25 protein-coding genes and 1 riboswitch are annotated in these 23,191 nt (G+C 58.2%); of the genes, 14 read left to right on the top strand and 11 right to left on the bottom strand.

What is annotated here, in order from left to right; genetic code table 11:
• Position 1 precedes the first annotated feature (1 nt).
• Positions 2-1,216 (top strand): class I SAM-dependent methyltransferase, encoded by a 1,215-nt coding sequence (locus CPY64_RS00890; RefSeq protein ID WP_052363018.1) that lies wholly within the window; start codon positions 2-4, stop codon positions 1,214-1,216.
• A gap of 221 nt (positions 1,217-1,437) precedes the next feature.
• Here the strand turns inward: CPY64_RS00890 and CPY64_RS00885 are convergent, their stop codons facing one another.
• Together CPY64_RS00885 and CPY64_RS00880 are read right to left on the bottom strand one after the other, a co-directional pair.
• On the bottom strand, positions 1,438-2,580 hold the full coding sequence (locus CPY64_RS00885; protein ID WP_226791459.1) for a tRNA nucleotidyltransferase/poly(A) polymerase-related protein: 1,143 nt from the start codon (positions 2,578-2,580) through the stop codon (positions 1,438-1,440).
• A gap of 11 nt (positions 2,581-2,591) precedes the next feature.
• Entirely contained in the window at positions 2,592-4,667 is a 2,076-nt protein-coding gene (locus CPY64_RS00880; protein WP_080723835.1) for a lytic transglycosylase domain-containing protein, read from the bottom strand.
• A 25-nt stretch (positions 4,668-4,692) separates the two neighbouring features.
• On the opposite strand from CPY64_RS00880, the gene CPY64_RS00875 reads away from it, so the two are divergent.
• Positions 4,693-5,322 (top strand): 5-formyltetrahydrofolate cyclo-ligase, encoded by a 630-nt coding sequence (locus CPY64_RS00875; protein ID WP_042488080.1) that lies wholly within the window; start codon positions 4,693-4,695, stop codon positions 5,320-5,322.
• Between the two features lie 143 nt (positions 5,323-5,465).
• Here the strand turns inward: CPY64_RS00875 and metF are convergent, their stop codons facing one another.
• The 4 genes from metF to metK all read right to left on the bottom strand — a co-directional run bounded on the left by metF (position 5,466) and on the right by metK (position 9,605).
• Complete coding sequence (gene metF / locus CPY64_RS00870; RefSeq protein WP_042488083.1) at positions 5,466-6,305, bottom strand: methylenetetrahydrofolate reductase [NAD(P)H]; 840 nt, start codon at positions 6,303-6,305, stop codon at positions 5,466-5,468.
• Complete coding sequence (locus CPY64_RS00865) at positions 6,302-6,640, bottom strand: phage holin family protein (RefSeq protein WP_009462594.1); 339 nt, start codon at positions 6,638-6,640, stop codon at positions 6,302-6,304. Before CPY64_RS00865 ends, metF begins: the two co-directional genes overlap by 4 nt.
• Before the next feature lie 42 nt (positions 6,641-6,682).
• A complete protein-coding gene (ahcY, locus tag CPY64_RS00860; RefSeq protein WP_042488087.1) occupies positions 6,683-8,080 on the bottom strand; it encodes an adenosylhomocysteinase in 1,398 nt (465 codons plus the stop codon).
• Between the two features lie 74 nt (positions 8,081-8,154).
• Positions 8,155-8,246, bottom strand: a riboswitch (S-adenosyl-L-homocysteine riboswitch).
• Positions 8,247-8,441: 195 nt separating this feature from the next.
• Positions 8,442-9,605, bottom strand: coding sequence for a methionine adenosyltransferase (gene metK / locus CPY64_RS00855; RefSeq protein ID WP_026484120.1), 1,164 nt, complete (start codon positions 9,603-9,605; stop codon positions 8,442-8,444).
• A gap of 237 nt (positions 9,606-9,842) precedes the next feature.
• Here metK and CPY64_RS00850 point away from each other — a divergent pair, with 237 nt between their 5' ends.
• Genes CPY64_RS00850 through CPY64_RS00830 form a run of 5 tightly spaced genes read left to right on the top strand, consistent with a single transcriptional unit; the run spans position 9,843 to position 14,223 of the window.
• Positions 9,843-10,697, top strand: coding sequence for a lysophospholipid acyltransferase family protein (locus CPY64_RS00850; RefSeq protein WP_042488088.1), 855 nt, complete (start codon positions 9,843-9,845; stop codon positions 10,695-10,697).
• Positions 10,694-11,584: a lysophospholipid acyltransferase family protein gene (locus tag CPY64_RS00845; protein WP_042488091.1), complete on the top strand. Its 891-nt coding sequence runs from the start codon at positions 10,694-10,696 to the stop codon at positions 11,582-11,584. Before CPY64_RS00850 ends, CPY64_RS00845 begins: the two co-directional genes overlap by 4 nt.
• A 7-nt stretch (positions 11,585-11,591) precedes the next feature.
• A complete protein-coding gene (gene dapF, locus CPY64_RS00840; protein ID WP_042488095.1) occupies positions 11,592-12,515 on the top strand; it encodes a diaminopimelate epimerase in 924 nt (307 codons plus the stop codon).
• Positions 12,516-12,517: 2 nt separating this feature from the next.
• Positions 12,518-13,195: a DUF484 family protein gene (locus tag CPY64_RS00835; protein ID WP_042488098.1), complete on the top strand. Its 678-nt coding sequence runs from the start codon at positions 12,518-12,520 to the stop codon at positions 13,193-13,195.
• Positions 13,183-14,223 carry a tyrosine recombinase XerC gene (locus CPY64_RS00830; RefSeq protein ID WP_096917369.1) on the top strand — a complete coding sequence of 347 codons (1,041 nt, stop codon included), beginning with the start codon at positions 13,183-13,185 and terminating at the stop codon, positions 14,221-14,223. The genes CPY64_RS00835 and CPY64_RS00830 overlap by 13 nt, the downstream gene beginning before the upstream one ends.
• 1 nt (position 14,224) lies before the next feature.
• Here the strand turns inward: CPY64_RS00830 and CPY64_RS00825 are convergent, their stop codons facing one another.
• From CPY64_RS00825 to CPY64_RS19080, 4 genes are read right to left on the bottom strand one after another with little or no spacing between them, the layout of a single operon-like run.
• The gene (locus CPY64_RS00825) at positions 14,225-15,247 is read right to left on the bottom strand and encodes a metal ABC transporter substrate-binding protein (RefSeq protein ID WP_042488101.1); all 1,023 of its coding nucleotides are present in this window, start codon (positions 15,245-15,247) and stop codon (positions 14,225-14,227) included.
• A complete protein-coding gene (locus CPY64_RS00820; protein ID WP_042488239.1) occupies positions 15,247-16,146 on the bottom strand; it encodes a metal ABC transporter permease in 900 nt (299 codons plus the stop codon). Before CPY64_RS00820 ends, CPY64_RS00825 begins: the two co-directional genes overlap by 1 nt.
• Positions 16,146-16,868 carry a metal ABC transporter ATP-binding protein gene (locus tag CPY64_RS00815; RefSeq protein WP_035273564.1) on the bottom strand — a complete coding sequence of 241 codons (723 nt, stop codon included), beginning with the start codon at positions 16,866-16,868 and terminating at the stop codon, positions 16,146-16,148. The genes CPY64_RS00820 and CPY64_RS00815 overlap by 1 nt, the downstream gene beginning before the upstream one ends.
• 4 nt (positions 16,869-16,872) lie before the next feature.
• Positions 16,873-17,022, bottom strand: a complete 150-nt coding sequence (locus tag CPY64_RS19080; RefSeq protein ID WP_165589481.1) for a hypothetical protein — start codon at positions 17,020-17,022, stop codon at positions 16,873-16,875.
• A gap of 82 nt (positions 17,023-17,104) precedes the next feature.
• Here CPY64_RS19080 and CPY64_RS00810 point away from each other — a divergent pair, with 82 nt between their 5' ends.
• The 5 genes from CPY64_RS00810 (at position 17,105) to hslU (ending at position 21,528) form a co-directional block, all read left to right on the top strand.
• Positions 17,105-17,596: a Fur family transcriptional regulator gene (locus CPY64_RS00810; RefSeq protein ID WP_009462608.1), complete on the top strand. Its 492-nt coding sequence runs from the start codon at positions 17,105-17,107 to the stop codon at positions 17,594-17,596.
• Between the two features lie 199 nt (positions 17,597-17,795).
• Positions 17,796-18,896 carry a CobW family GTP-binding protein gene (locus CPY64_RS00805; protein ID WP_042488241.1) on the top strand — a complete coding sequence of 367 codons (1,101 nt, stop codon included), beginning with the start codon at positions 17,796-17,798 and terminating at the stop codon, positions 18,894-18,896.
• An 82-nt stretch (positions 18,897-18,978) separates the two neighbouring features.
• A complete protein-coding gene (gene dksA / locus CPY64_RS00800) occupies positions 18,979-19,416 on the top strand; it encodes an RNA polymerase-binding protein DksA (protein ID WP_042488105.1) in 438 nt (145 codons plus the stop codon).
• Positions 19,417-19,639: 223 nt separating this feature from the next.
• Positions 19,640-20,173 carry an ATP-dependent protease subunit HslV gene (gene hslV, locus CPY64_RS00795; protein ID WP_009462614.1) on the top strand — a complete coding sequence of 178 codons (534 nt, stop codon included), beginning with the start codon at positions 19,640-19,642 and terminating at the stop codon, positions 20,171-20,173.
• Positions 20,174-20,190: 17 nt separating this feature from the next.
• On the top strand, positions 20,191-21,528 hold the full coding sequence (gene hslU / locus CPY64_RS00790) for an ATP-dependent protease ATPase subunit HslU (RefSeq protein ID WP_042488109.1): 1,338 nt from the start codon (positions 20,191-20,193) through the stop codon (positions 21,526-21,528).
• 87 nt (positions 21,529-21,615) lie between these two features.
• On the opposite strand, the gene CPY64_RS00785 is transcribed toward hslU, so the two are convergent.
• A complete protein-coding gene (locus tag CPY64_RS00785) occupies positions 21,616-21,921 on the bottom strand; it encodes a copper-binding protein (RefSeq protein WP_042488111.1) in 306 nt (101 codons plus the stop codon).
• 111 nt (positions 21,922-22,032) lie between these two features.
• Here CPY64_RS00785 and CPY64_RS00780 point away from each other — a divergent pair, with 111 nt between their 5' ends.
• Positions 22,033-22,557, top strand: coding sequence for a GNAT family N-acetyltransferase (locus tag CPY64_RS00780; RefSeq protein ID WP_080723836.1), 525 nt, complete (start codon positions 22,033-22,035; stop codon positions 22,555-22,557).
• Between the two features lie 8 nt (positions 22,558-22,565).
• Positions 22,566-23,129, top strand: a complete 564-nt coding sequence (locus CPY64_RS00775; RefSeq protein ID WP_042488113.1) for a cob(I)yrinic acid a,c-diamide adenosyltransferase — start codon at positions 22,566-22,568, stop codon at positions 23,127-23,129.
• Positions 23,130-23,191 lie beyond the last annotated feature (62 nt).

Raw genomic sequence — 23,191 nt, 5'->3', positions numbered from 1 at the left:
CATGAACGTATTGTCCGCCCCTGCCCTGCCACACGGTTTGCCTCCCCTGTCCCAGGAGCTGAAAAAACACGTAGGGCAAGTTAACGATTACTTGTTGGACCGCATTGAAGATGAAGGTGGGTTCCTGCCTTTCGACCAATGGATGCACCATGCGTTGTACGCCCCCCATCTGGGCTACTACACGGGCGGCAGCACCAAGTTTGGCAGCAATCAGCCCACGGGCGACTTTACGACCGCACCCGAACTCTCTCCCCTGTTTGCTCAGACCCTGAGCCGTCAGGTCATGGAGGTGCTGGAAGGCAGTCAATCCCTGTCCATTCTGGAGTTTGGTGCAGGTAGCGGCGCTTTGGCCGAAGCGCTGATTACAGAGTTGCGCAAGCAAGGTATCGAGCCGCAGTACTCGATTCTGGAAGTGTCACCTGACCTGCGTGCACGTCAGCAGGAGCGTCTGGCCCCCCTGGAGGCCCAAGTGCAGTGGCTGGACAGCGCACCACACAGCTTCAAGGGTTGCGTGGTGGCCAATGAGGTGCTGGATGCCATGCCTGCCAGCCTGTTCACCTTTGATGTGGAAGGCAAGGTGCTGGAGGTGGGTGTCATTGCAGCAGACGACAGTACCGCACAGGGCCTGCCAGCGCCTTTCTACCTGGCTACCCGTCCCGCTCCGGAGCATCTGGCTACGCTAGTGGCCGAACGCGTTCAAGCCCAGCCTTTTTACCTGTCGGAAATCAATCTGCAAGCCGAAGCCTGGGTACGCAGCATGGGCACTTGGTTGAAGCAAGGCGCAGCCATTCTGATCGACTACGGTTTTCCGCAGCGTGAGTACTACCATCCGCAACGCGACAAAGGCACCTTGATGTGCCACTTCCGTCACTTTGCTCACGCCGAGCCGCTGGTACTGGCTGGCTTGCAGGACATCACCGCTCACGTGGACTTCACTGCCATGGCGGATGCCGCTCTGGAGGCCGGTTTGGATGTGCTGGGCTATACCAGTCAAGCACGCTTCCTGATGAATTGCGGCATTACCAATTTCCTGGCTTCGCCGCCTGAAGATCCATCGCCTGCGGTACAACAGCAATGGGCGCAGACCATGAGTGCTGCCAACAAGCTGCTGTCTGAAGCCGAAATGGGGGAACTGTTCAAAGTGCTGATTATTGGGCGCAATATTGCTGCCCCTGTACTGGGCACGATGAGCGGAGATCGACGGGAGCGTCTGTAAAGCGGCCTTGGGGAACTTCCTGAGGGCATTTCCTTCAAGAGTCTAAGCAGAGATAAGCAAACGGCAGGGTATAAACCTTGCCGTTTTCGCGTGAAGCAGCCGCGCCAGAACACTCCCCCGAGACATCGCCCCCTAGACGAACACACACTCAGCGGAAAAAAATAAGCGGCCTATTAGCCGCTTATTTTCTGAGTATGCACTCCAGGCTGCTCACACATAAACTAAACAGACTGCTCCAAAGCAGCCAACCTGGCCGCGCGCACCGCTCCACGAATCTTGCTTGGCTCGGCCTTGTACTGCGCGGCAACGGCTCCGGCATCCACACTGGCCATCACCTTGCGCAGAAAGTCCCATTCCAGCTCCGGTACCCCCTGCAGGCAGGCTGCTGCACTGATCAGCTGAATAAAGCGCTCTGGCTTGCGCAAGACATCCAAAGACTCCATGACCTGCAAGGCAGACTCCACATCGGCACGAGGCTGCAGCAAGGCAGGGCTGGCCAACAACACCGGCAAAAGACGGGCCTGGTCGCGCCATTCAGAGGGTGCACGAATCTGTTCGGCCACCTGTCCTGGGGTGTCCGAAATATGGCACAGAACGGCAAAGCAGCTTGCCAGATCCAGACGCCTGTCTTTGGCGATCTGCACCTGCTGACCCACCTGATCGTTGTAGTTCAAGCCGGGCATAACACGCTCTAACGCGCCGACCTCCCGCAGTACCTCGAACATGCGAGCGGGCTGCTGGGCAGATAAACCTTTCGCTATTTCCAGATAGATGCGTTCGGGCACCAGCTCGTCCACTTCGCCCTGCTCGACCAGCTCACGCGCCAAGGCCCAGGTATCGTCGGCCACGGTGAATTCGGTAAAGCGGGCAGCAAACCGTGCCAGCCGCAGCAAACGCACAGGGTCTTCGCTAAACGCAGTACCCACGTGACGAAACAGGCGAGCCTGTAAATCCGCCAGGCCATTCAAGGGATCGTGCAGATTCCCCGCCGCATCCACGGCCATGGCATTAATGGTCAGATCACGGCGACGCAAATCGTCCGCCAGGCTCACGTCTGTGCCGGTATAAAAGGTAAAGCCCTTGTAGCCACGGCCAGACTTGCGCTCGGTCCGAGCCAGCGCAAACTCTTCTTTGCTATGAGGATTCAGAAAGACGGGAAAGTCACCGCCCACAGGTACAAAACCTCGGGCGGCCAAATCTTCGGGCCGGGCACCCACCACCACCCAGTCCTTGTCGCCCGCCGGCATACCCAGCAGGGCGTCACGCACCGCACCGCCCACCACATAGACCTGCAAGCCTTCCAGAACAGGATCTGGCGGCCCCATCAGGGCCGCCAAGGCTGCTCGCTGTCTGTCATCAAGCATGGACTGACTCATCAAGGCGAAATCGTACCCAAACGCCCTTTCAGGGACTGCGGCTGGCCGCTGAACATCATGGCGTAATAGGTGGCATTGGAGAGCACGTTTTTCACGTACAAGCGTGTTTCGGTAAAGGGGATGGTCTCGGCAAAAATGGCCCCTTCCACCGAGGTATTCAAGCGCGCACGCCACTGACGAGGACGGCCTGGCCCTGCGTTATAGCCTGCCGACGCCAGCACCTGCGAGCCATCCAGCTGACCCAGAACCATGTTCAGGTAGTTGGTGCCCAGCACTGTGTTCACCTCGAACTCGTTGACTCGCGAAGGCGAGAAATCGCGCATATCGATCTTGTTGGCTACCCACTTGGCGGTGGCAGGCATCAGCTGCATCAAGCCTGACGCCCCGACGCCCGAACGCGCATCGGTAATAAAGCGCGATTCCTGACGGATCAGGCCATAGACCCAGGCCGGGTCAAGATTGATGGACTTGGCCTGCTCGGTCACGCGACCTTCAAAAGGAGCGATAAAGCGCTGGCTGAAGTCGATTTCATTCTTGGTCAGCAAGGACGTATTCACGACTCGGTCGTAAATGTGCTGCTCGCGCGCGAACTCGGCCGCTGCACGCAGCTGTCTGTCGTTCATGCCACGCAAAGCATAATTCCACTCGGGTACGGCTTCCGGACGCCAGCCCAGCTTGAACAGCTCCACCGCGCGCAGCAGGCCCGCGTTGGTACGAGCATCCTGCATGTCCAACGGCGTCAAAGGTTGTGGTTGAGGAGGCAAAGAAGGCGTCAGGCCCAATTCTTCCGTGGCCAGCTGACCGTAGAAGTTCAGATCACCCACAATAGACTGGAACTTGGCTCGCGCCTGATCTTTATGACCTAAGGCATCGTGTGCACGTCCCGACCAGTAGACCCAAACCGGCTCGGCCTTTTGTGCATCGTTCATCTTGTCGATGGCGGCAGAGACATGCTTCCAGTCAATGGTAGCTTGCCGCAACTCAGCGCGCACTTGCCAGGCATTGTTGTAATCCGTCATGGGGGTACGACCAGAGCGGCGATACCATTTAGCCGCGTCGTCTTCCACCCGCAAGGCACTGATCAAACCAAATTGCCCCCAAACCCAATTCAGGTTTTCCTGGGGGATCTTGCCAGCCCAGGTACGGTCTATATAGGCCGCTGCGGCATCACGCTGACCACGGCCCAGACGGGACAAGGCCAAGGACACCAACTCCGGATTGACCGAGCTGTTGTTCACGTTCCGATCCAGCCACTTCTGTGGCGAGGCCATCAAAGCGGTGTAGTCCTTCATTTGTGGCGCAGTAAAGATAATCGCAGCCAGACGGCGAGCCTGGGATGTACGGTTATTTTCCAGAGCGTCACGCATCAGGTCACGGACCTGGTTCTTGCTGACCACTTTACGGGCGTACAACTGGTCCAATGCCGACCAGCAAGCCTGACTGGGCGAGAAGGACGCCAGCAGGTCCTGCACATCCACAGGCTGTCCGGCCACATTCTGGGCCGACGCCACCGCGCACTTCACGGCCGACGTGGGGGCATTGACCGGGGACAGCTCGCGCACCAGGGCGTAGTTGCCGGTACGAGCAGCCGCCACAATCCAGTCGGACTTCAGGCGATTTTCCAGGTATTCGTCTTGATTGCCGCTCAGGAACAAACGAACTTGTTCATCAGGCACAGGCGTGGTCGTATCCTGCAAAATCCGGCGCAAGCGCCAGTATTCGGCGTAAGAACCCAGAACAGGATCATTGGCGGCAACCGGAGCCAAGGCATCGAGCGCCGTCCAACGCTTGGCCTGCATGGCATCACGGGCGTCAATCAAAGCCTGACGGGCCGTTGGCGGCACAGGCGGGACTCGATCCCACCGACGCACGGCCTCTTTGGCAGGCTGCAACACAACAGCTTGCTTGGCAACGACAGGATCCGGGGAATGGGTCTGGGCTTGCGGCGACTGCGACCCCGCACAGCCGACCAAACCCAGTGCAAACACCATCAAAGCGCTCAAGGACGGGCGAGGAAGCGCGGACGCCATGCCCCAAGCTGGTGTTTTCTGGTACTTTAGCTGGTTGATACCCATAGTGACGGCCTTTAGAAAATCACCCATGATTCAGAACGTAGAGCATAACGCAGCCGCGCTGCGCACGCGACTAAAAGACCTGCGTGCAGGACAGCCCTCCATCGACATCAACCGGGGCGCCTTGCTGATCCGGGGCCGTCTGTTCACCTGGCTGGCCACCAACCGCAGCCGCCTGCGTGAGCAAGGCCGTACCGAACCCACCACCATTGCCGCTTTCTGGCCTATGGCCCAGGAACCGGACCTGCGTCCATTGCTGGTTCAATGGGTGGAAGAAGAAGGCATCAATGTCTGTCTGCCCGTTGCCAAAGAGGCCGATGCCCCGTTGAGTTTTGTCGAGTGGACACCCGACACCGACATGGAAAAGGGACGCTACGGCATCGAAATCCCGGTTTCCACCAAAACCATGCAACCGGACATTGTCCTGGTCCCCACCCTGGGCTACACCAGGCAGGGTGATCGCCTGGGGTATGGCAAGGGTTACTACGACCGGACCTTGGCGGCGCTGAAAGAACAAAACCACGCGTTTACCAGCATTGGTATTGCCTGGGCTGTGGGCGACTTGTCGGGCCAATCCTACCAGCCTGCCCCGCACGATCAACGTCTGGACAGTATTCTGACTGATAAAGGCTGGGCTGTGCCCGCCCCGGAACTATAAGTAACCCGCTACCACAAACTGTTTAATCGAGAACTCTGTTTACAAAGCAGTCGAACAAACCGGAAAAGGTAAAGGCCATATAGCCGCCCCATAAAAAAACCCGCCAAGACCTCTGGCGGGTTTTTTATTGAACCTCTGAGAGCCTAGCGCCAGGTCAGATTCGGCAAAATAGCCATGCTCGCGTCTGCCCCGTTCAGGGTGTACATATGGATGCCGGGAGCACCACCATCCAACAGGTCCTGACACAAGCGCGCCACCACATCGATACCAAAAGCGCGAATCGATGCGCGATCATCACCGAAGTCGGCCAGACGCAAACGAATCCAGCGCGGCACTTCTGCCCCACACATGGTCGAGAAACGCAGCAACTGGGATGAGTTGGTAATAGGCATGATGCCTGGCGTGATCGGAATTGTGACTCCTTGCGCCTGGGCCCGTTCAACAAAGCTGAAGTAGGAGTCCGGGTTGAAGAAGTACTGCGTGATCGCGCCATGCGCCCCTGCGTTGACCTTGTTCACAAAGTGACCCAGGTCGTCCCCAAAACCCGTCGCCTGGGGGTGCATTTCTGGGTAGGCGGCCACTTCGATATGAAATTGCTCACCGTAGTTTTCACGAATGAAAGCCACCAGATCGCTGGCATAGCGCAGCTCGCCCGCATCGCCGCCCATACCCGAGGGCAAGTCACCGCGCAGGGCCACGATACGTCGTATGCCCTGGTCGCGGTAATTGTCCAGCATCTCTTTAAGCTGCGCGGGTGCCGTACCAATGCACGACAAGTGCGGTGCGACATCAAAGCCCAGTTTTTGCAGCAGTGCCACCGCATCGACCGTGCCCGCACGGGTGGAGCCACCGGCTCCGAACGTCATGCTGACATAGGCGGGGTTCAAGCCCATCAGGGTCTTGGCGGTGCGCACCAGTTTTTCCTGCGCCGCGATGTCTCGCGGCGGGAAAAACTCCAGGCTCAAGGTTTGCTTGTTGCTCATTTCATTAACAGTCCCGACAGCAGCCCGGAAACCAGACTGTAGACGATCGCCCCGATCACGGCCCACCAGAAGCCTTCAACCTGGAAGCCTTTGAGGATGGAGCCCGCAAACCAGAACACCAAGGCGTTAAGTACCAGAAGGAACAAGCCCAGGGTCACAATGGTGATGGGCAAGGTCAGCACAATCAGCAAAGGTTTGACCAGGGTATTGAGCAAGCCCAGTACCAGCGCAGCTATCAGGGCCGAGCCAAACGACGCCACGGTAATACCGGGCAGAATGTAGGCAACAACCAGCAGGGCAACAGCATTCAGGATCCAGACAAGTAGCAAAGTCATGATAGGGCTCCAAGAATAGGCGTCCGAAGACGCCGGTGCGTTTTAGTAGCGGTAGTGCTCGGCCTTGAAAGGACCTTGCACAGGTACGTTGATGTAATCCGCCTGTGCCTGAGACAAGGTCGACAAGTTCACACCCAATTTCTTCAAGTGCAAGCGAGCGACTTTTTCGTCCAAATGCTTGGGCAGTACATATACTTTACCCGTTTCGTAGTTCTCGCCACGAGTGAACAGTTCAATTTGTGCAATGGTCTGGTTTGTGAACGAAGCCGACATCACAAAAGAGGGGTGGCCAGTCGCACAACCCAGGTTCACCAGTCGTCCCTTGGCCAACAGGATGATGCGCTTGCCATCAGGGAAAATGATGTGATCAACCTGAGGCTTGATCTCTTCCCACTCCAGATCTTCCACCGAGGCCACATCGATTTCATTGTCGAAGTGACCAATATTGCACACGATGGCCTGATCTTTCATGCGTTCCATGTGCGAGCGGTCGATCACGTGGTAGTTACCAGTGGCGGTCACGAAGATGTCAGCCTTGTCAGCAGCTTCTTCCATGGTCACAACGCGGTAGCCTTCCATCGAGGCTTGCAGGGCGCAGATGGGGTCAATTTCGGTAACCCAAACCTGGGCGCGCAACGCGGCCAGCGCTTGTGCGCAACCTTTACCCACGTCACCGAAACCGCAAACCACGGCAATCTTGCCGGCAACCATCACGTCGGTCGCGCGCTTGATACCGTCCACCAGGGACTCGCGGCAGCCGTACAGGTTGTCGAACTTGGACTTGGTCACCGAGTCGTTCACGTTGATGGCGGGGAAAGCCAGCTCGCCTTTCTTGGCCATCTGGTACAGGCGGTGCACGCCGGTGGTGGTCTCTTCGGTCACACCCTTGATCTGGGCCAGACGGGTGGAGTACCAGGTCTTGTCGTTTTGCAGACGGGCGCGGATCGAAGCGAACATGACACGCTCTTCTTCGCTGCCGGGATTGTCCAGAACGGACAGGTCTTTTTCAGCACGGGCACCCAAATGCAGCAACAGGGTTGCGTCGCCACCGTCGTCCAGAATCATGTTGGCCTGTTCGCCGGGCCAATCGAAAATGTCGTGGGCGTATTGCCAGTACTCTTCCAGGGTTTCGCCCTTGACGGCGAACACAGGTACGCCAGAGGCAGCAATAGCAGCGGCAGCGTGGTCTTGAGTGGAGAAGATGTTGCACGATGCCCAGCGCACTTCAGCGCCCAGGGCCGTCAGGGTTTCAACCAGAACCCCGGTTTGAATCGTCATGTGCAAACTGCCGGCAATGCGCGCGCCCTTCAGGGGCTGGGAGGCAGCAAATTCCTCGCGGGTGGCCATCAGGCCAGGCATTTCGGTCTCGGCAATGGTCAGCTCGCGGCGGCCCCATTCAGCCAAGGAAATATCGGCAATTTTGTAATCGGTAAAAGTCACAGTCGGGCTCCGTTATACGGCACGCAGACTGCAGGGAGAGTAAATGAATTCTCACCAGCAGCCCGCCATGCAGGTCGTGGTGAGCGTCGTTCTCCAAGGTGGATACCACCTATCCATGCCCCGAGCCTGGCAAGACTAGCGTCTTGTCGCAACGCCCCTCGAGGATGGCAAATTAATGTGGGTGATTGTACCCGTTTGGATCGTCTTGGGAAGACGGCTCCAGGGGTAAAAATCATAATTTCTTCTTGCGAGTCGGGCCGGGGCCTGCCTCTTGCAGCGTTGCGGGCAACCCGATTCTCCGGTCCCGGCAACGCTGTATCACTGCGGCAAAGCGCCGCCCGCAAGCGGCCTTTCACACTGCTTAGATAGCCTGACGCAAAGCCTGGGCCTTGTCCGTGGCTTCCCAGCTGAACTCGGGCTCGCTGCGGCCAAAGTGACCGTAGGCAGCGGTCTTGGTGTAGATGGGACGCTGCAGATCCAGCATTTCGATGATGCCGCGTGGGCGCAGATCGAAATGTTGGCGCACCAGCTTGGCGATCTCGGTATCCGGAATCACGCCGGTGCCTTCGGTGTAGATGGTGATGTTGATAGGCTCGGCCACACCAATGGCGTAGCTCAACTGCACCTGACACTGACGGGCCAGTCCGGCAGCCACAATGTTCTTGGCCACATAACGCGCCGCGTAGGCAGCGGAACGGTCCACTTTGGAGGGGTCCTTGCCGGAGAAAGCACCACCGCCGTGAGGGCATGCGCCACCGTAGGTATCCACAATGATCTTGCGGCCAGTCAGACCGCAATCACCTTGAGGACCACCAATCACGAACTTGCCGGTGGGGTTCACCAGGAAGCGGGTTTTTTCGGTCAGCAGATCCGAAGGGAAGCATGGACGAATGATGTGTTCGATCACGGCTTCGTGAATGTCTTTCTGGGACATTTCAGGAGCGTGCTGAGTGGACAGCACCACGGTGTCCACTTCGGTAGGACGGCCATCCACGTAGCGGAAGGTCACCTGGGATTTGGCGTCAGGGCGCAACCAGGGCAGACGGCCATCTTTGCGCAGTTCGCTCTGGCGCTGCACCAGACGGTGGGCGTACCAGATAGGAGCCGGCATCAGATCAGGGGTTTCGTCGCACGCGTAGCCAAACATCAGGCCCTGGTCGCCAGCACCCTGGTTCAGCAGCTCTTCAGGGCTGCGGTCCACGCCTTGGGCGATATCGGGCGATTGCTTGTCGTAGGCCACCAGAACGGCGCAAGACTTGTAATCGATGCCGTAGTCGCCATTGTCATAGCCAATGCGCTTGATGGTGTCACGGGCAACCTGGATGTAATCCACGTTGGCGTGCGTGGTGATCTCGCCAGCCAGCACAACCAGACCGGTATTGCACAAGGTCTCGGCAGCAACACGCGCCTGAGGGTCTTGCTCGAAAATAGCGTCCAGGATGGCGTCGGAGATCTGGTCGGCAACCTTGTCGGGGTGGCCTTCAGAGACGGATTCGGAGGTAAAGAGAAAGTCGTTGTTGTTCACAGCGTAGCTTCCTTTAATAAGGGCTGATAATCAGCACGAGGTTGAACAAACTGCGTTGCACCTCGAAGCCAGCGATGTGGATACGATAGACGGGGCGCGACGCTTTAGCGGTTTATAGTGGGCAGCTTGCCGCCCGATCGCTCCGCAAGTTGTCGTTTAACTCAGCGATACAATCCATTTTAAGCGAAAATACGTATTTATTTCAGCAAAACTTCACATTAAAGGATTGCCTGGCCCATGCTAGTGGCTCTTTTGCGCTTGATGGCTCGCCTGCCTTTACCCGTCCTGCATGGTCTGGGTAGAACAATAGGCCGACTGATTTACGCCTTTCCCGGACGCTATCGCCGCCGTCTGCAAAACCACTGTCGCCAGGCAGGCTACGATTCTCCTGCTTTCTTTCGGCAAGCCGCCGGAGAAACAGGCGCCATGATTGTGGAAACCCCGCGCGTCTGGCTGCATCCACAAGCCTGCCTGGACCGCTGCACGATCGACAATCTGCCTATGGTTCAGGAAACACTGGCCGAAGGTCGCGGCATACTTTATCTGACTCCGCATCTAGGCTGTTTTGAAATGATTGCGCGCTATTTTTCCGGCGTGGATCCAATGACCGTCCTGTTCCGTCCGCCCCGTCAGGCATTTCTGGAACCCTTGATGGTGGAGTCACGCGATTTACCGGGCCTGCATGCCGTACCGGCCAATATTAAAGGTGTCCGTGAACTGGTGCGCGCGTTTCGCCGTGGTGAATCAGCAGGCATGTTGCCCGATCAGGTCCCCAGTGGTGGTGATGGCGTATGGGCACCGTTTTTTGGCCGCCCTGCGCTGACCATGACGCTGGCTGGCAAGCTGGCTCGTCAATCTAATGTGCCTGTGATTGTGACGGCTGCCGAGCGCCTGCCCAAGGGGCGCGGATGGCACATTCACACTTCGCGCCTGCCCGAGCCCTTGCCCCAAGACCCGACAGAGCTGGCCACCCTGATCAACGAGTCCATGGAAAACTTGATACGCCGTTTCCCCACCCAATACCTGTGGGGCTACAACCGCTACAAGGTCCCCCACGACGCGCCCCCTTTGCCTGGCGATACCACCCCATGAGTTTTAATTCTTACCCGCTGCTCAAATCTGTTTTCACCTACTTTGGCCGTGCCTCCGTACGCACGCGTCAGCGTTGGGGGACCGCGCTGGGCGGGCTGGTGCATCGCTTCGCCTCCCGCCGCCGTCACATTGTGCGTACCAATCTGGGCCTGTGCTTCCCTGACACGCCAGAAAGTACGCGCCGTGAATGGGAAAAACAGCACTTTCGCCTGCTGGCCCAATCCTATCTGGATCGGGGCCTGCTCTGGTTTGGCCTGCCCAGCACCATTCTGAACACGCTGCACCTGACGGGCGAAGAACACATTACCCAGGCCCTGGAACAGGGCCGCAAGGTCATGCTGCTGGTGCCTCACTTTCTGGGTATGGATGCGGCGGGCACCCGCCTGTCCATGTCCATCTCGCCCTTGGTGGCTTTTTACACTCCGCAACGCGACCCCCATGTAGATCGCCTGATGTACGAAGGCCGTAGCCGCTTTTCCTCGGTCCCGCTGATTTCCCGCAAGGATGGTATCCGTGGTCTGATGCGCGCGCTGCAAAAAGGCCAGCCGATTTATTACCTGCCTGATATGGACTTCGGCACCAAGGGCTCGGCCTTTGTGCCCTTTTTCAATGTTCCGGCCGCCACCCTGCTGTCCACTGCCCAGATTGCCCGCAATCAGGATGCACTGGTCATTCCCGTGATTTCCCGCTTGGATGCCCAGACCGGCCACTACCATATTCAGGTGCTGGAACCCATGTCCGACTTCCCCGGCGAAGGTACTCTGGAAGAGGCCACCGAGCGTATGAATGCCCTGATCGAAAAATATGTGCGCGAGGACCCGCCGCAGTATTATTGGGTACATCGACGCTTCAAAACCCGACCTGAAGGTCAACCCGGCATCTACTAGACCCATCATGCACAGTCCCACCGCCCCCCAGCCCGTTTCCTCCCTTTGGCGTTTCAGCAAAATGCACGGAGCGGGCAATGACTTTGTCATGCTGGATGGTGTGACGCAGCACATCGAACTGACACCTGAACGAGCCCGCGCCCTGGCCGATCGCCACTTCGGGATTGGCGCTGACCAGATCTTGCTGGTCGAGGCCGCCACCGAAGCAGGGGCCGATTTCCGCTATCGCATCTTCAATGCGGACGGCAGTGAGGTGGAACATTGCGGCAACGGCGCACGTTGTTTTGTGCGCTTCGTGCATGAGCAAGGCCTGTCCTCGGCCAACCCTTTGCGGGCGCAAATCCGCACCGGCATCATCAGCCTGAATGACGACCCGCAACGCGGCGTGGATGTCATGATGGGCACCACCCGCTTTGCGCCTGCCGATGTGGGTTTTGACAATAAGGGCCTGGAAACGCGCGCCCAAGGCGAAGACACGCTGTGGCTCTTGCCAGTGCCCGATCAAGCCGCCCCCGTCGCCCTGTCACTGGTCTCGATTTCCAATCCCCATGCCGTGCAGGTCGTGGACGATGTGAAACAGGCCCCGGTTGCCACGGTAGGCCCCTTCATCGAATCCCACCCCCGTTTTGCCCACAAAGTGAACGCGGGTTTCATGCAAGTTATTGATCCCCACCACATCAAGCTGCGCGTCTACGAGCGCGGAGCCGGTGAAACCCTGGCCTGCGGTACAGGCGCGTGTGCGGCTGTGGTGGCGGGAATACGCCGGGGATTGCTCCAAAGCCCGGTTGTCGTTGATACTCGTGGAGGCAGTCTGCGCATTGAATGGGACGGACAGGCGCTACGCATGAGCGGCCCGGCCCAAACTGTCTTTACCGGACAAGTCGATATCGATGCACTGTGTGCATCCTTAGCCAGAAAGGAAACCTTCTAGACATGGATACCCCCAACAGCCTTAGCGCCGTGGAAGTGGCCCAGTTTTTGAAAGCCAACCCTGATTTCTTCGACGCGCACGCCGACGTTTTTTCCAAACTGATGGTGCCGCACCCGCACCAAAGTCGCGCCATTTCCCTGGGCGAGCGCCAGATCATGCTGCTGCGCGAGCGCGGCAAGAAAACCGAGCGCCAACTAGCCACACTGGTCGCTAATGCTCGTGGCAATGAAAAGATCTCGCGCCAACTACATCAATGGAACTGCCAGATGCTGGCCGAGTCCGATCCCGGCGCCCTCCCCGCTCTTATCTGCAGCAGCCTGGAACGCATTTTTGAAATGCCCGTTGTCCGCCTGCACTGCTGGAATCCGGACGAAGTGCTGGCTGACGACGCCCTGGTCAGCTGGGCCTACACCTTGATCAATCCCTATTGCGGCGTCCGACGCGAACAGGAGTTCCTGGCCGATTTGCAGCAAGACGCGCAATCGGTGGCCATTGTGCCCTTGATGTTCCCCGAGTCGAACACCCTGTTTGGCTTGCTGGTTCTGGGCTCGCCCGAAGCCACACGCTTTACCGCCGATATGGGTACGGACTTTCTGGAAGGCATTGGTGAGTTGTGCAGCGCCGCCCTGCAGCGCTTGCACAAGCCCAGCAGCGTTGATCAAAGCGAATGTCCGGCCTGAAGAAACCAGACCGCCCCCCTTCCGGGGACAGGCCCCACAAGCAGCCAGCCGCCCCCCAGGCCCTGAGCCCGGCCATGCAAAGCTGGCTGCATCAACTAAGCCATGAAAAACGCTATTCGGAACACACGCTCAGTGCGTACCGCAATGATCTGCGCCATTTGCTGGCGCAGTACCCAGGCACAGACCCCGACACACTGACTCAGAGCCAGTTACGACAAGCCGCCGTCCGTTTGCATGCACAGGGCCTGGCACCGCGCAGCCTGGCCCGTATTCTGGCGGCCTGGCGTGGCTACTATCAATCGCGCACCAAAGCACTGGGCTGGCCCTTGAACCCGGCTGCCAGCCTGAAGGCACCCAAGATAGGCCGTCCCCTGCCCAAGGCCTTGTCCGTAGACCAGACCCAGCAATTACTGGACCGCCCAACCGCCCCTATTCAGGACGACCCGGTCAGCTGGCGCAATCAGGCCATGTTTGAGTTGTTTTATTCCAGCGGGCTGCGTTTGGCCGAGCTGGTTAGCCTGGACACGCACTATCACCAGGACACGCAATACCAGTCCAAAAGCTGGTTACTGCTGGATGATCGTGAGCTGGTGGTCAGTGGCAAAGGCGGCAAGACACGCCGCCTGCCTGTAGGTGAAAAAGCCCTGCATGCCTTGCAGCAATGGCTGGAAAAACGCCCCGCTTTGGCATCGCTGACGACTAGCGCCGATGCCAGTGCAGCACTGTTTCTGGGAGCCCGTGGGGCTCGCATTCATCCGCGAATGGTGCAGCAAGAGCTGGAAAACTACGCCCGTGCCAGCGGCCTGCCGGTGCATGTGCACCCGCACAGCTTGCGCCACAGCTTTGCCAGCCATTTGCTGCAGTCGGCTCAAGATTTACGGGCGGTGCAGGAACTACTGGGCCACACCAATATTTCCACGACCCAGATTTATACCCGTCTGGACTTCCAGCATCTGGCCCAGGCTTACGATCAGGCCCATCCTCGGGCACAACGCAAGAACCGGGCCAGTGACAAGCCGGATGAATGAATCAGGGCTGCAAAGCCTTGATCAATTGATCGGTATTCGAGCGCATCATGCCCAAATAGGTATCCACGCCTGACCCAGGCACACCCAAGGCATCGGAATACAGAGTGCCGCCTACCTTCGCGCCAGTTTCCCGAGCCACTTGCTCAACCAGCTTCGCGCTGACCGTGTTTTCTACAAAAATGGCCTGAATCTGCTCGCTGCGTGCTTGCTGAATAATCGTTGCAATATCGCGTGCCGAAGGCTCCGCCTGGCTGGAGACACCGACCAAGGGGATGAAACGGATGTCGTAAGCCTTGCCCATATAAGAGAAAGCATCGTGCGAGGTAATGACCTTGCGCTTTTCTACCGGCACGGCTTGCAGGCGGGTTTTGATGGAATCGTCCAGTTCCTGAAGGCGCTGCGCATAATCCTTGGCGCGGCGCTGGTAGTACTCGGCATTGGCCGGGTCAACCTGCTCCAGACCTTTACTGATATTACGAACATAGATCTGCGCCAGGCCCAGGCTTTGCCATGCATGCGGATCCTGACTGCCATGCTGATGGCTGTGGGCGTGGCCACTGTGATCTTTCTCATCCACGTGTTGATGATCATGCGCAGGCTCATGGTCGTGATCGTGATCGTGATCGTGATCGTGATCGTGATCGTGGCCAGCATGGTCGTGCTGCCCGCCCTCAAAAGCCAAGGGCGTAATGCCTTCTGTCGCTACAATCTGCGGTCCCTTGTAGCCTGCTGCCTGCTGCAAGCGCGGCAGCCAGGACTCAAATTCCAGACCGTTAATCACCAGCAACTGCGCGCTGGCCAAGGTCTTCGCATCGCTGGGACGCGGCTCAAACGAATGGGCATCCCCATTGGCAGGCACGATCGTGCTGGCCATGACCTTGTCGCCACCAATCTCCTTGACCATATCGTTCAGGATCGAGAAGCTGCTGACCACGCGCAGGGGCTCGGCCTGTACCGACAAACTGGCTGCCAGCAAGCCCAAGGCCAATACAGTGCGGCCTGAATAAATGTCTCGCATTTTCATCAATCGTGCTCCAGGAGAGAGGCCATGCGCCGACGCCGTGCACGCCATTGGGAATAGGCACGCAGCAAACCGCCTTGGGGGCCAAGGGTGATAGAAAGAAAATAAAACGCGCCGGCCGCCAGAATGATCGCGGGCGAAGCAGGCACGTTGTAGTAATACGAGAACAGCAGCCCCAGATAGGCGCTGATCATGCCCAGCAAGGCCGCCACCAGCATTTGCCGGCCTACGGAATACACCCAGAACCGGGCCGAGGCGGCGGGCAGCATCATGATCCCCACCACCATCAAGGTCCCCAGAACCTGGAAGCCAGCCACCAGCGTAATGACCAGCATGAACAAGAACAGCATGTGAACCACGGAGCCACGCCCCCCTTGGGTGCGCAGAAAGATCGGGTCCATGCACTCCAGCACCAGTGGCCGAAACACCAGGGCCAGAATAATCAGCGTGACCGTCGTGCTGCTGGTCACCAGCAGCAAGGAGGCATCATCCAGCCCCAGCACGGTGCCAAACAGCACATGGATCAAATCCATATTCGAGCCACGCAGCGACACCAGCAGCACCCCCAGCCCCAGGGACACCAGATAGAAGGCCGCAAAACTGGCGTCCTCCCGTTGCGGTGTCAGGCGAGCCACCAGACCGGCCAGCAAGGCTACGACCAGGCCGGTAATCATACCGCCTATGGCCATCGCGCTTAAAGACAGGCCCGCCGTCAGGAAACCCACCGCCACACCGGGCAAAATGGCATGCGCCATCGCATCGCCCATCAGGCTCATGCGGCGCAGTACCAGAAACACACCCAAAGGCCCGGCCGCTGCGGCCAGGGCAAACGAACCGGCCAGCGCGCGCTTCATGAAACCAAAGTCCATGAAAGGGCCAAACAGCACATCGACCAGGGAAATCATAGATAGTCCCCCGCGCACAAATGGCGAGCCAGATGCAGGTTCTCCGGCGTCAGCACCGCCTCGGTCTCACCCCAGCCCACCACCTGCCCGGCAAGCAGCACGGTTTGCGGAAAACAGCTACGCACCATATCCAGATCATGCAACACGGCCATCACGGTACGGCCCTGTTTGTGCCAGTCCAGAATCAGGTTCATCAATTCATCCGAGGTTGCGCGGTCTACCGCGGCAAAAGGCTCGTCCAGCAAAAGGATCTGGGCATCTTGCATGATCATGCGGGCGAACAAGGCGCGCTGTAACTGACCGCCCGACAAGGTGCCAATGGAACGACGCGCAAAGTCGGCCAAACCCACCTGCTCCAGCGCATGACCAATGCGTTCGTGCTCGGCTTTGGGGAAACCACCCCAGGCACCCACACGCTTCCAGGCTCCCATGGCCACCAGATCATGCACCGTCACCGGAAAACTTTTGTCCAGATCGCCCATCTGCGGCAACAAGGCCAGCTGATTCAGAAAACCGCTGTCGACAGCAATGCGCCCTTTCAGGGGGTTGATCTGCCCGGTCAGCCCTTTGAGCAAGGTGGATTTACCAGCACCGTTAGGCCCGACGATAGCCGTCAAGGAGCCTCGGTTAAAACAGCCGCTAATATCACGCAGAGCGATTTTGTCTTTCCAGCCCAGCGCGACATGCTCGAGTTCGATCAAGGTTTGATGTGAACTCATGCCCTTACCACGCGCCCAATGCCCAGGCGGTCAGTAGCCACAGGGCTCCTGCCACGCACAAAGCGCCCAGTACGCGCTGTCCGGCCGAGGCCAGCAAGAGCGAACGACGAGGTGCCGGACTACGGAAAGTCGAGGGAAATTGAGGACAGGACATGAAACAGGGATAATGCGGCTAGATTGGGAATAATTTAATTTTCCAAAGATGTTATAACATAACAAACAACCCATCAAGCGCCATGCCTGTACATATTCTTACGCCCAACGCCATTGAAGATCAGCTTGCTACCGCTGAACAGCTTTGTCTGGAACGCGGTAAACGGCTGACTTCAATTCGCCGCCAGGTGCTGGAAATCCTGATTCAGGCCCAGCGCAGTTTGCGCGCCTACGAACTGCTGGATCTGGTTCGCGAGTTCCAGCCCGGCGCCAAGCCCCCTACCGTTTACCGTGCTCTGGACTTTCTGACTGAAGAAGGTCTGATTCACCGCCTGGATGCCGTCAATGCCTGGACGGCCTGTGTGGATGCCGGTGGCCACCCCCACGACTTGCTGATTGTCTGCACCCAGTGCGGTACCGTGGTGGAGCTGTGCGCTCCGGACCTGAGCCAGCGGCTGGCTGACTGTGTGCGCGGAGCCGGCTTTGCCCTGTCCGGTCACGAGACCGAGTTGCGTGGCCTGTGCCAGCGTTGCGTTGCCGCTAAAAACGAGCGAAAACCCTTATCTGCCCCCTAAAACGTGGCATTTTGCCTCCAATCGGTATATATTCCCCGATCTATTGGCAAACCTCTGTGAATTTTTACAGATCACCGTTTGCCCAACAGGCAAGGCTGTGATGTAATCGCACGTTGTTTTCGTGCGGAGCAGATGGGTGCAGGAAGCCGCGGTTGGTGCCGTGCCTTGTACCTTTCGCCCGCCACTGCGAGGCATGTTTATGAACGCGGCATCAGATCTGAACAACATGGTTCCAGTCACTGTTCTGACTGGTTTTTTGGGCGCTGGCAAAACCACGCTGCTCAAGCGCATCCTGAGCGAATATCACGGTCGACGTATTGCCGTCATCGAAAACGAGTTCGGGCCTGAAGGCATCGACAACGAATTGTTGGTGCAAGACTCCGAAGAAGAAATCGTCGAGCTGAGCAACGGTTGCGTGTGCTGCACCGTGCGCGGTGACCTGATGCGCACCCTGAACGATTTGCGCGTTCGCCGCCAGGCGGGCGAACTGAAGTTCGAGCGCGTCATCATCGAGACCACCGGCATGGCTAACCCCGGCCCGGTCTGCCAGACCTTCTTCATGGACGATGATATTGCCGACTACTATCGGCTGGACGCGGTCATCACGGTAGTGGATGCCAAACACGGCATGGCCACGCTGGACCAGCAAGAAGAAGCCCAGAAACAGGTTGGTTTTGCGGACCGTTTGCTGATCTCCAAAAAAGATCTGGTCAATGATGTGGATTACGAGGCCCTGCGCGCCCGTCTGATCCGCATCAACCCGCGAGCCACGATTACGCCGGTTCACTTCGGTGAAACCGACATCAAGGATTTGCTGGAAGTCAGCGGTTTCAACCTGAATTCCATTTTGGACATTGATCCGCAATTCTTGGCAGAGCAACACCCCGATGCAGCGGACGAGCATGATCACCACCACGATCATGCCCACGGTGAAGAAGGCGATTGCGGTCCTGACTGCGGGCACGACCACCACCATCATCACCACGAGCACGCCGCTCACAATGACGAGATCGGGGCTTTCGTGTTCCGTTCGGATCGACCTTTCGACCCCGAACGGCTGGAAGACTTCCTGTCGGGCATTGTTCAGGTATTTGGACCAGATCTGATGCGCTACAAGGGCATTTTGTATCTGAAGGGCATCAATCGCCGTATGCTGTTCCAAGGCGTACACATGATGATGAGCGCCGAGCCCGGCAATGCCTGGCTGGCCAAAGATAAAAAAGGCACCAAGCTGGTCTTTATTGGCCGCAAGCTGCCCCAAGACATATTCACCCAGGGCCTGGAGAATTGCCTGGTTTGAATTAATAATTATTCAGTAAATGCGGAGCGATTGCGCGTGACGACAGTTACAGGCTCCCAGACGTCAACAAGAGGTAAGCATCATGGCAACTAAGTCACATGACAGTACTACAACCCTGCTGACCGAGCAGGAGCTTTTGGCGATGCCTGAGTCAGACTACATGAACGCCGCCCAGCTGGAGTTTTTCAAGCATCGTTTGCGCCAGCTTGAGCAGGAAATTCTGGCCAACGCCGGTGCCACGACGGAAAACCTGCGTGAAACCCAGTTCGTTCCTGACCCGGCTGACCGTGCCACGATCGAAGAAGAACACGCTCTGGAGCTGCGCACCCGCGATCGCGAACGCAAGCTGCTCAAGAAAGTGCAACAGTCCATCGCCCTGATCGATTCGGGCGAATACGGCTGGTGTGAGGAAACCGGCGAGCCCATCGGCCTGCCCCGTTTGCTGGCACGTCCTACGGCCAACCTGTCTCTGGAAGCCCAGGAACGTCGCGAGAAGCGTCAAAAGATGTTTGGGGATTGATAGGCGGCAACGCCCCTCACCCTGATAAAAAGCCCGCCCGATCATTCTGGCGGGCTTTTTTTTGCCATTTAGTCCAGCCACACCAGCCTCTATCAACACAGCAGCGTGCCCTCCTTCACCCCCGTTCAGCGCAGCAACCTAGCGCCCGGTAAAAACTTCCTGCTGTCATGCGCTTGAAATTTTCTGCCCGGCCCCCAGATGGGAACCTTAAAGGAAGGAAATCATGGAACAATTTCACGCCACTACTATTGTCTGTGTACGCCGCGGAGATCAGGTCGCCATTGGCGGCGATGGTCAGGTCACCCTGGGCAATATTGTCATCAAGGGCACGGCCCGCAAGATTCGCCGTTTGTACAACGACAGCATCCTGGCCGGCTTTGCCGGTGCGACGGCCGACGCCTTCACCTTGCAAGAACGCTTTGAAGCAAAGCTGGAAAAGCACCAGGGCAACCTGCTGCGCGCCGCCGTCGAACTGACGCGCGACTGGCGCACCGACCGCGTTCTGCGCCGTCTGGAAGCCATGCTGCTGGTGGCGGACAAGGAACACACGCTGGTGCTCACTGGCAATGGCGACGTGCTCGAACCCGAGCATGGCCTGGCTGCCATCGGTTCGGGCGGCTCCTATGCCCAGTCAGCCGCCATGGCCTTGCTGCAAAACACCGATATGGCTCCTGCCGACATCGTTAAAAAGTCTCTGGAGATCGCAGGTGACCTGTGCATCTACACCAACCAGAACCATATCGTCGAAACACTCTGACAGCCGGATACCCCACCATGTCTACACCTAATATGACTCCCGGAGAGATCGTCTCCGAACTGGACAAGCATATCGTTGGCCAGGGCAAGGCCAAGCGCTCCGTGGCCGTGGCCCTGCGCAATCGCTGGCGCCGCCAGCAGGTTGCCGAGCCCCTGCGCAGCGAGATCGTGCCCAAGAACATTCTGATGATCGGACCCACCGGCGTGGGTAAAACCGAAATCGCCCGTCGTCTGGCCAAGCTGGCCAATGCGCCTTTTATCAAAGTTGAAGCCACCAAGTTCACGGAAGTGGGCTATGTGGGCCGCGACGTTGAAACCATCATCCGCGACCTGGTGGATATTTCGGTCAAGCAAACTCGCGAAGTCGAAATGCGCCGTGTGCGCACCCAGGCCGAGGAAGCCGCTGAAGACCGCATTCTGGACGTACTGGTGCCGCCCTCGCGCGATGCCCACGGTCAGCCCCAGCGTGAGGACAACTCGGCACGCCAGGTGTTCCGCAAGCGTCTGCGTGAAGGCAAGCTGGACGATACCGAGATTGAAATCGAGATGGCTCAGGCCATGCCTCGCATGGAAATCATGGCCCCTCCCGGCATGGAAGAGATGACCGAGCAATTGCGCGGCATGTTCTCCGGTCTGGGCCAGGAAAAAACCAAGGCTCGCAAGCTGACGGTCAAGGAAGCCTTCAAGCAACTGACCGAGGAAGAAGCGGCCCGTCGCGTCAATGAAGACGACTTGCGTACCGCTGCAGTGGCCAACGCCGAGCAGAACGGTATCGTGTTCCTGGACGAGATCGACAAGATCACTGCGCGTGGCGAAAGCCAGGGCAGCGGCGGCGATGTGTCCCGCCAAGGTGTGCAGCGTGACCTGCTGCCACTGGTAGAAGGCACCACCGTCACGACCAAATACGGTGTGGTGCGTACCGACCACATCCTGTTTATTGCCTCGGGCGCGTTCCATCTGTCCCGCCCCTCGGATCTGATCCCTGAACTGCAAGGCCGCTTCCCTATCCGTGTGGAACTGGAATCGCTGAGCGCCCAGGATTTCGTGCAGATCCTGTCGACCACGGACGCTTCCCTGACCAAGCAATACGCCGCCTTGCTGGGCACCGAAGACGTGCAACTGGACTTCCGTCCCGACGGCATCCAGCGTCTGGCCGAGCTGGCCTTCGATGTCAACGAGCGTACCGAAAACATTGGTGCCCGTCGCCTGTACACCGTCATGGAAAAACTGCTGGAAGAGCTGTCCTACAGCGCCGGCAGCCACGGTGAGCAAAATGTGGTCATTGACGCTGACTACGTGAACAAGCAGCTGCAGGAAACCGCAGCCAGCCAGGATCTGGCACGCTACGTGCTGTAAGACATCCGCTTGTCGCTGTAATAGAAAAGGGGCAGATTCTTCTGCCCCTTTTTCTTACTGCAACCCTGCGCCCGCAGAGCGCTGCGCCTATTTGCTGATCTTGGTGACCACGTAATCACCGCCATCACGTTTGGCAGTGAACTTTACCTTGTCACCCGGCTTGATATTGGCCAGCAAGGCGGGATCAATTTTGTACACCAATGTCATGGCGGGCAGCTCCAGGTCGCTGATCTCACCATGCTTGATGGTAATTTTGCCGGCCTCGGCGTCCAGACGGCGTACTTCACCCGAGGCACTGGCTTCCTGAGCCTGGGCAACCACGACATACGCCGAGCCCGCTACCACACCCAATGTTCCCAGTGCCAAGGCTGCGCCTCGTTTCGTCCACGTCATTTTTACCTCCTGCAAATTGGGCAGAGCCAGACAATTAGCTCATAATGCCTACTTTCGGACGCCTGATGCGTCTGTTTCCGATCAAGCATAACGCTAAACCTTTGCAAAAGCATGAGCGAATTTATTAAAGGGTATGTGCTGCGTCCAGCCACCCCCGCAGACATTCCGGCCGTTCTGGGCCTGATGCGCGATATGGCCGCCTTTGAAAAACTGGAGCATATTTTCAAGGCTAGCGCCGAGTCGCTGCGCAACAGCTTCTTCTCCGATGAGCCCAGCGCCTACTGCCTGGTGATCACGCCAGAAGACCAGCCCGACGCACCAATTTCTTACATTATGTGGTTTTACAACTACTCCAGCTTTCTGGATCGCCGCGGCATCTATCTGGAGGATTTGTATATAGACCCGGCCCATCGCAAGCACGGTCTGGGCGCTGCTGTCTTGCGCCATCTGGCCCAGATGGCTGTCGCCCAAGGCTGTGGTCGCCTGGAGTGGGTAGTACTGGACTGGAACCGGAACGCCATCGACTTTTACAAGCACCAAGGCGCTCAAGTGCTGGAAGACTGGCGTGTGGTGCGTGTTACTGGCGATGCCCTGGCCAACCTGGCCCAAGGCACCCCTAGCCCTGCCGAAATTTAAGGCCCCTCATGTCCACACGACTTTCCATTATCAGCACCCGCACCGGCGACGATGGGACAACAGGTTTGGGCGACGGCAGCCGCCTGCCCAAAACCGCTCCCCTGATCCACGCCCTGGGCGACGTGGATGAGCTGAACAGCCATATTGGTGTCTTGCGCAGCATGGCGCTGCCAGAAGATGTCGATAGCCTGCTGTCCGATATCCAGCACGACTTGTTCGATATGGGAGCTGAACTGTGCATTCCTGGCCATCAGGTCATAGGTAGTGCCCATGTAGAGCGTCTGGATCAGGCGATTCGCCACTACAACGAGCCTTTGGGCATACTCAAAGAGTTCATTTTGCCGGGCGGCAGCCCGGCAGCCGCACAAGCCCATGTGCTGCGCTGTGTGGCACGTCGTGCGGAACGTAGTGTTGTTGCTGTGCCCTCTGAGGCATTGCCACAGGACAGTCCGCGCTTGTACCTGAACCGCCTGTCGGATTTATTGTTTGTGTTGGCGCGTACCTTGAACCGCCATGCTGGCCGCTCTGACGTACTGTGGGAGCCCAAACGCAACGAGGCTGACAAGGACTGATCGCCCCGTCGCGACTGCGACTGCGACTGCGACTGCGACTATAAGAATAGGGCCCTGCATTA

Origin of the sequence: Alcaligenes faecalis, assembly GCF_002443155.1 — a bacterium.
In the GTDB taxonomy this organism is placed as follows: Bacteria; Pseudomonadota; Gammaproteobacteria; order Burkholderiales; family Burkholderiaceae_B; genus Alcaligenes; species Alcaligenes faecalis.
The sequence above is the reverse complement of the archived record's forward strand: the minus strand, read 5'-3'. Positions and strand labels throughout refer to the sequence as shown.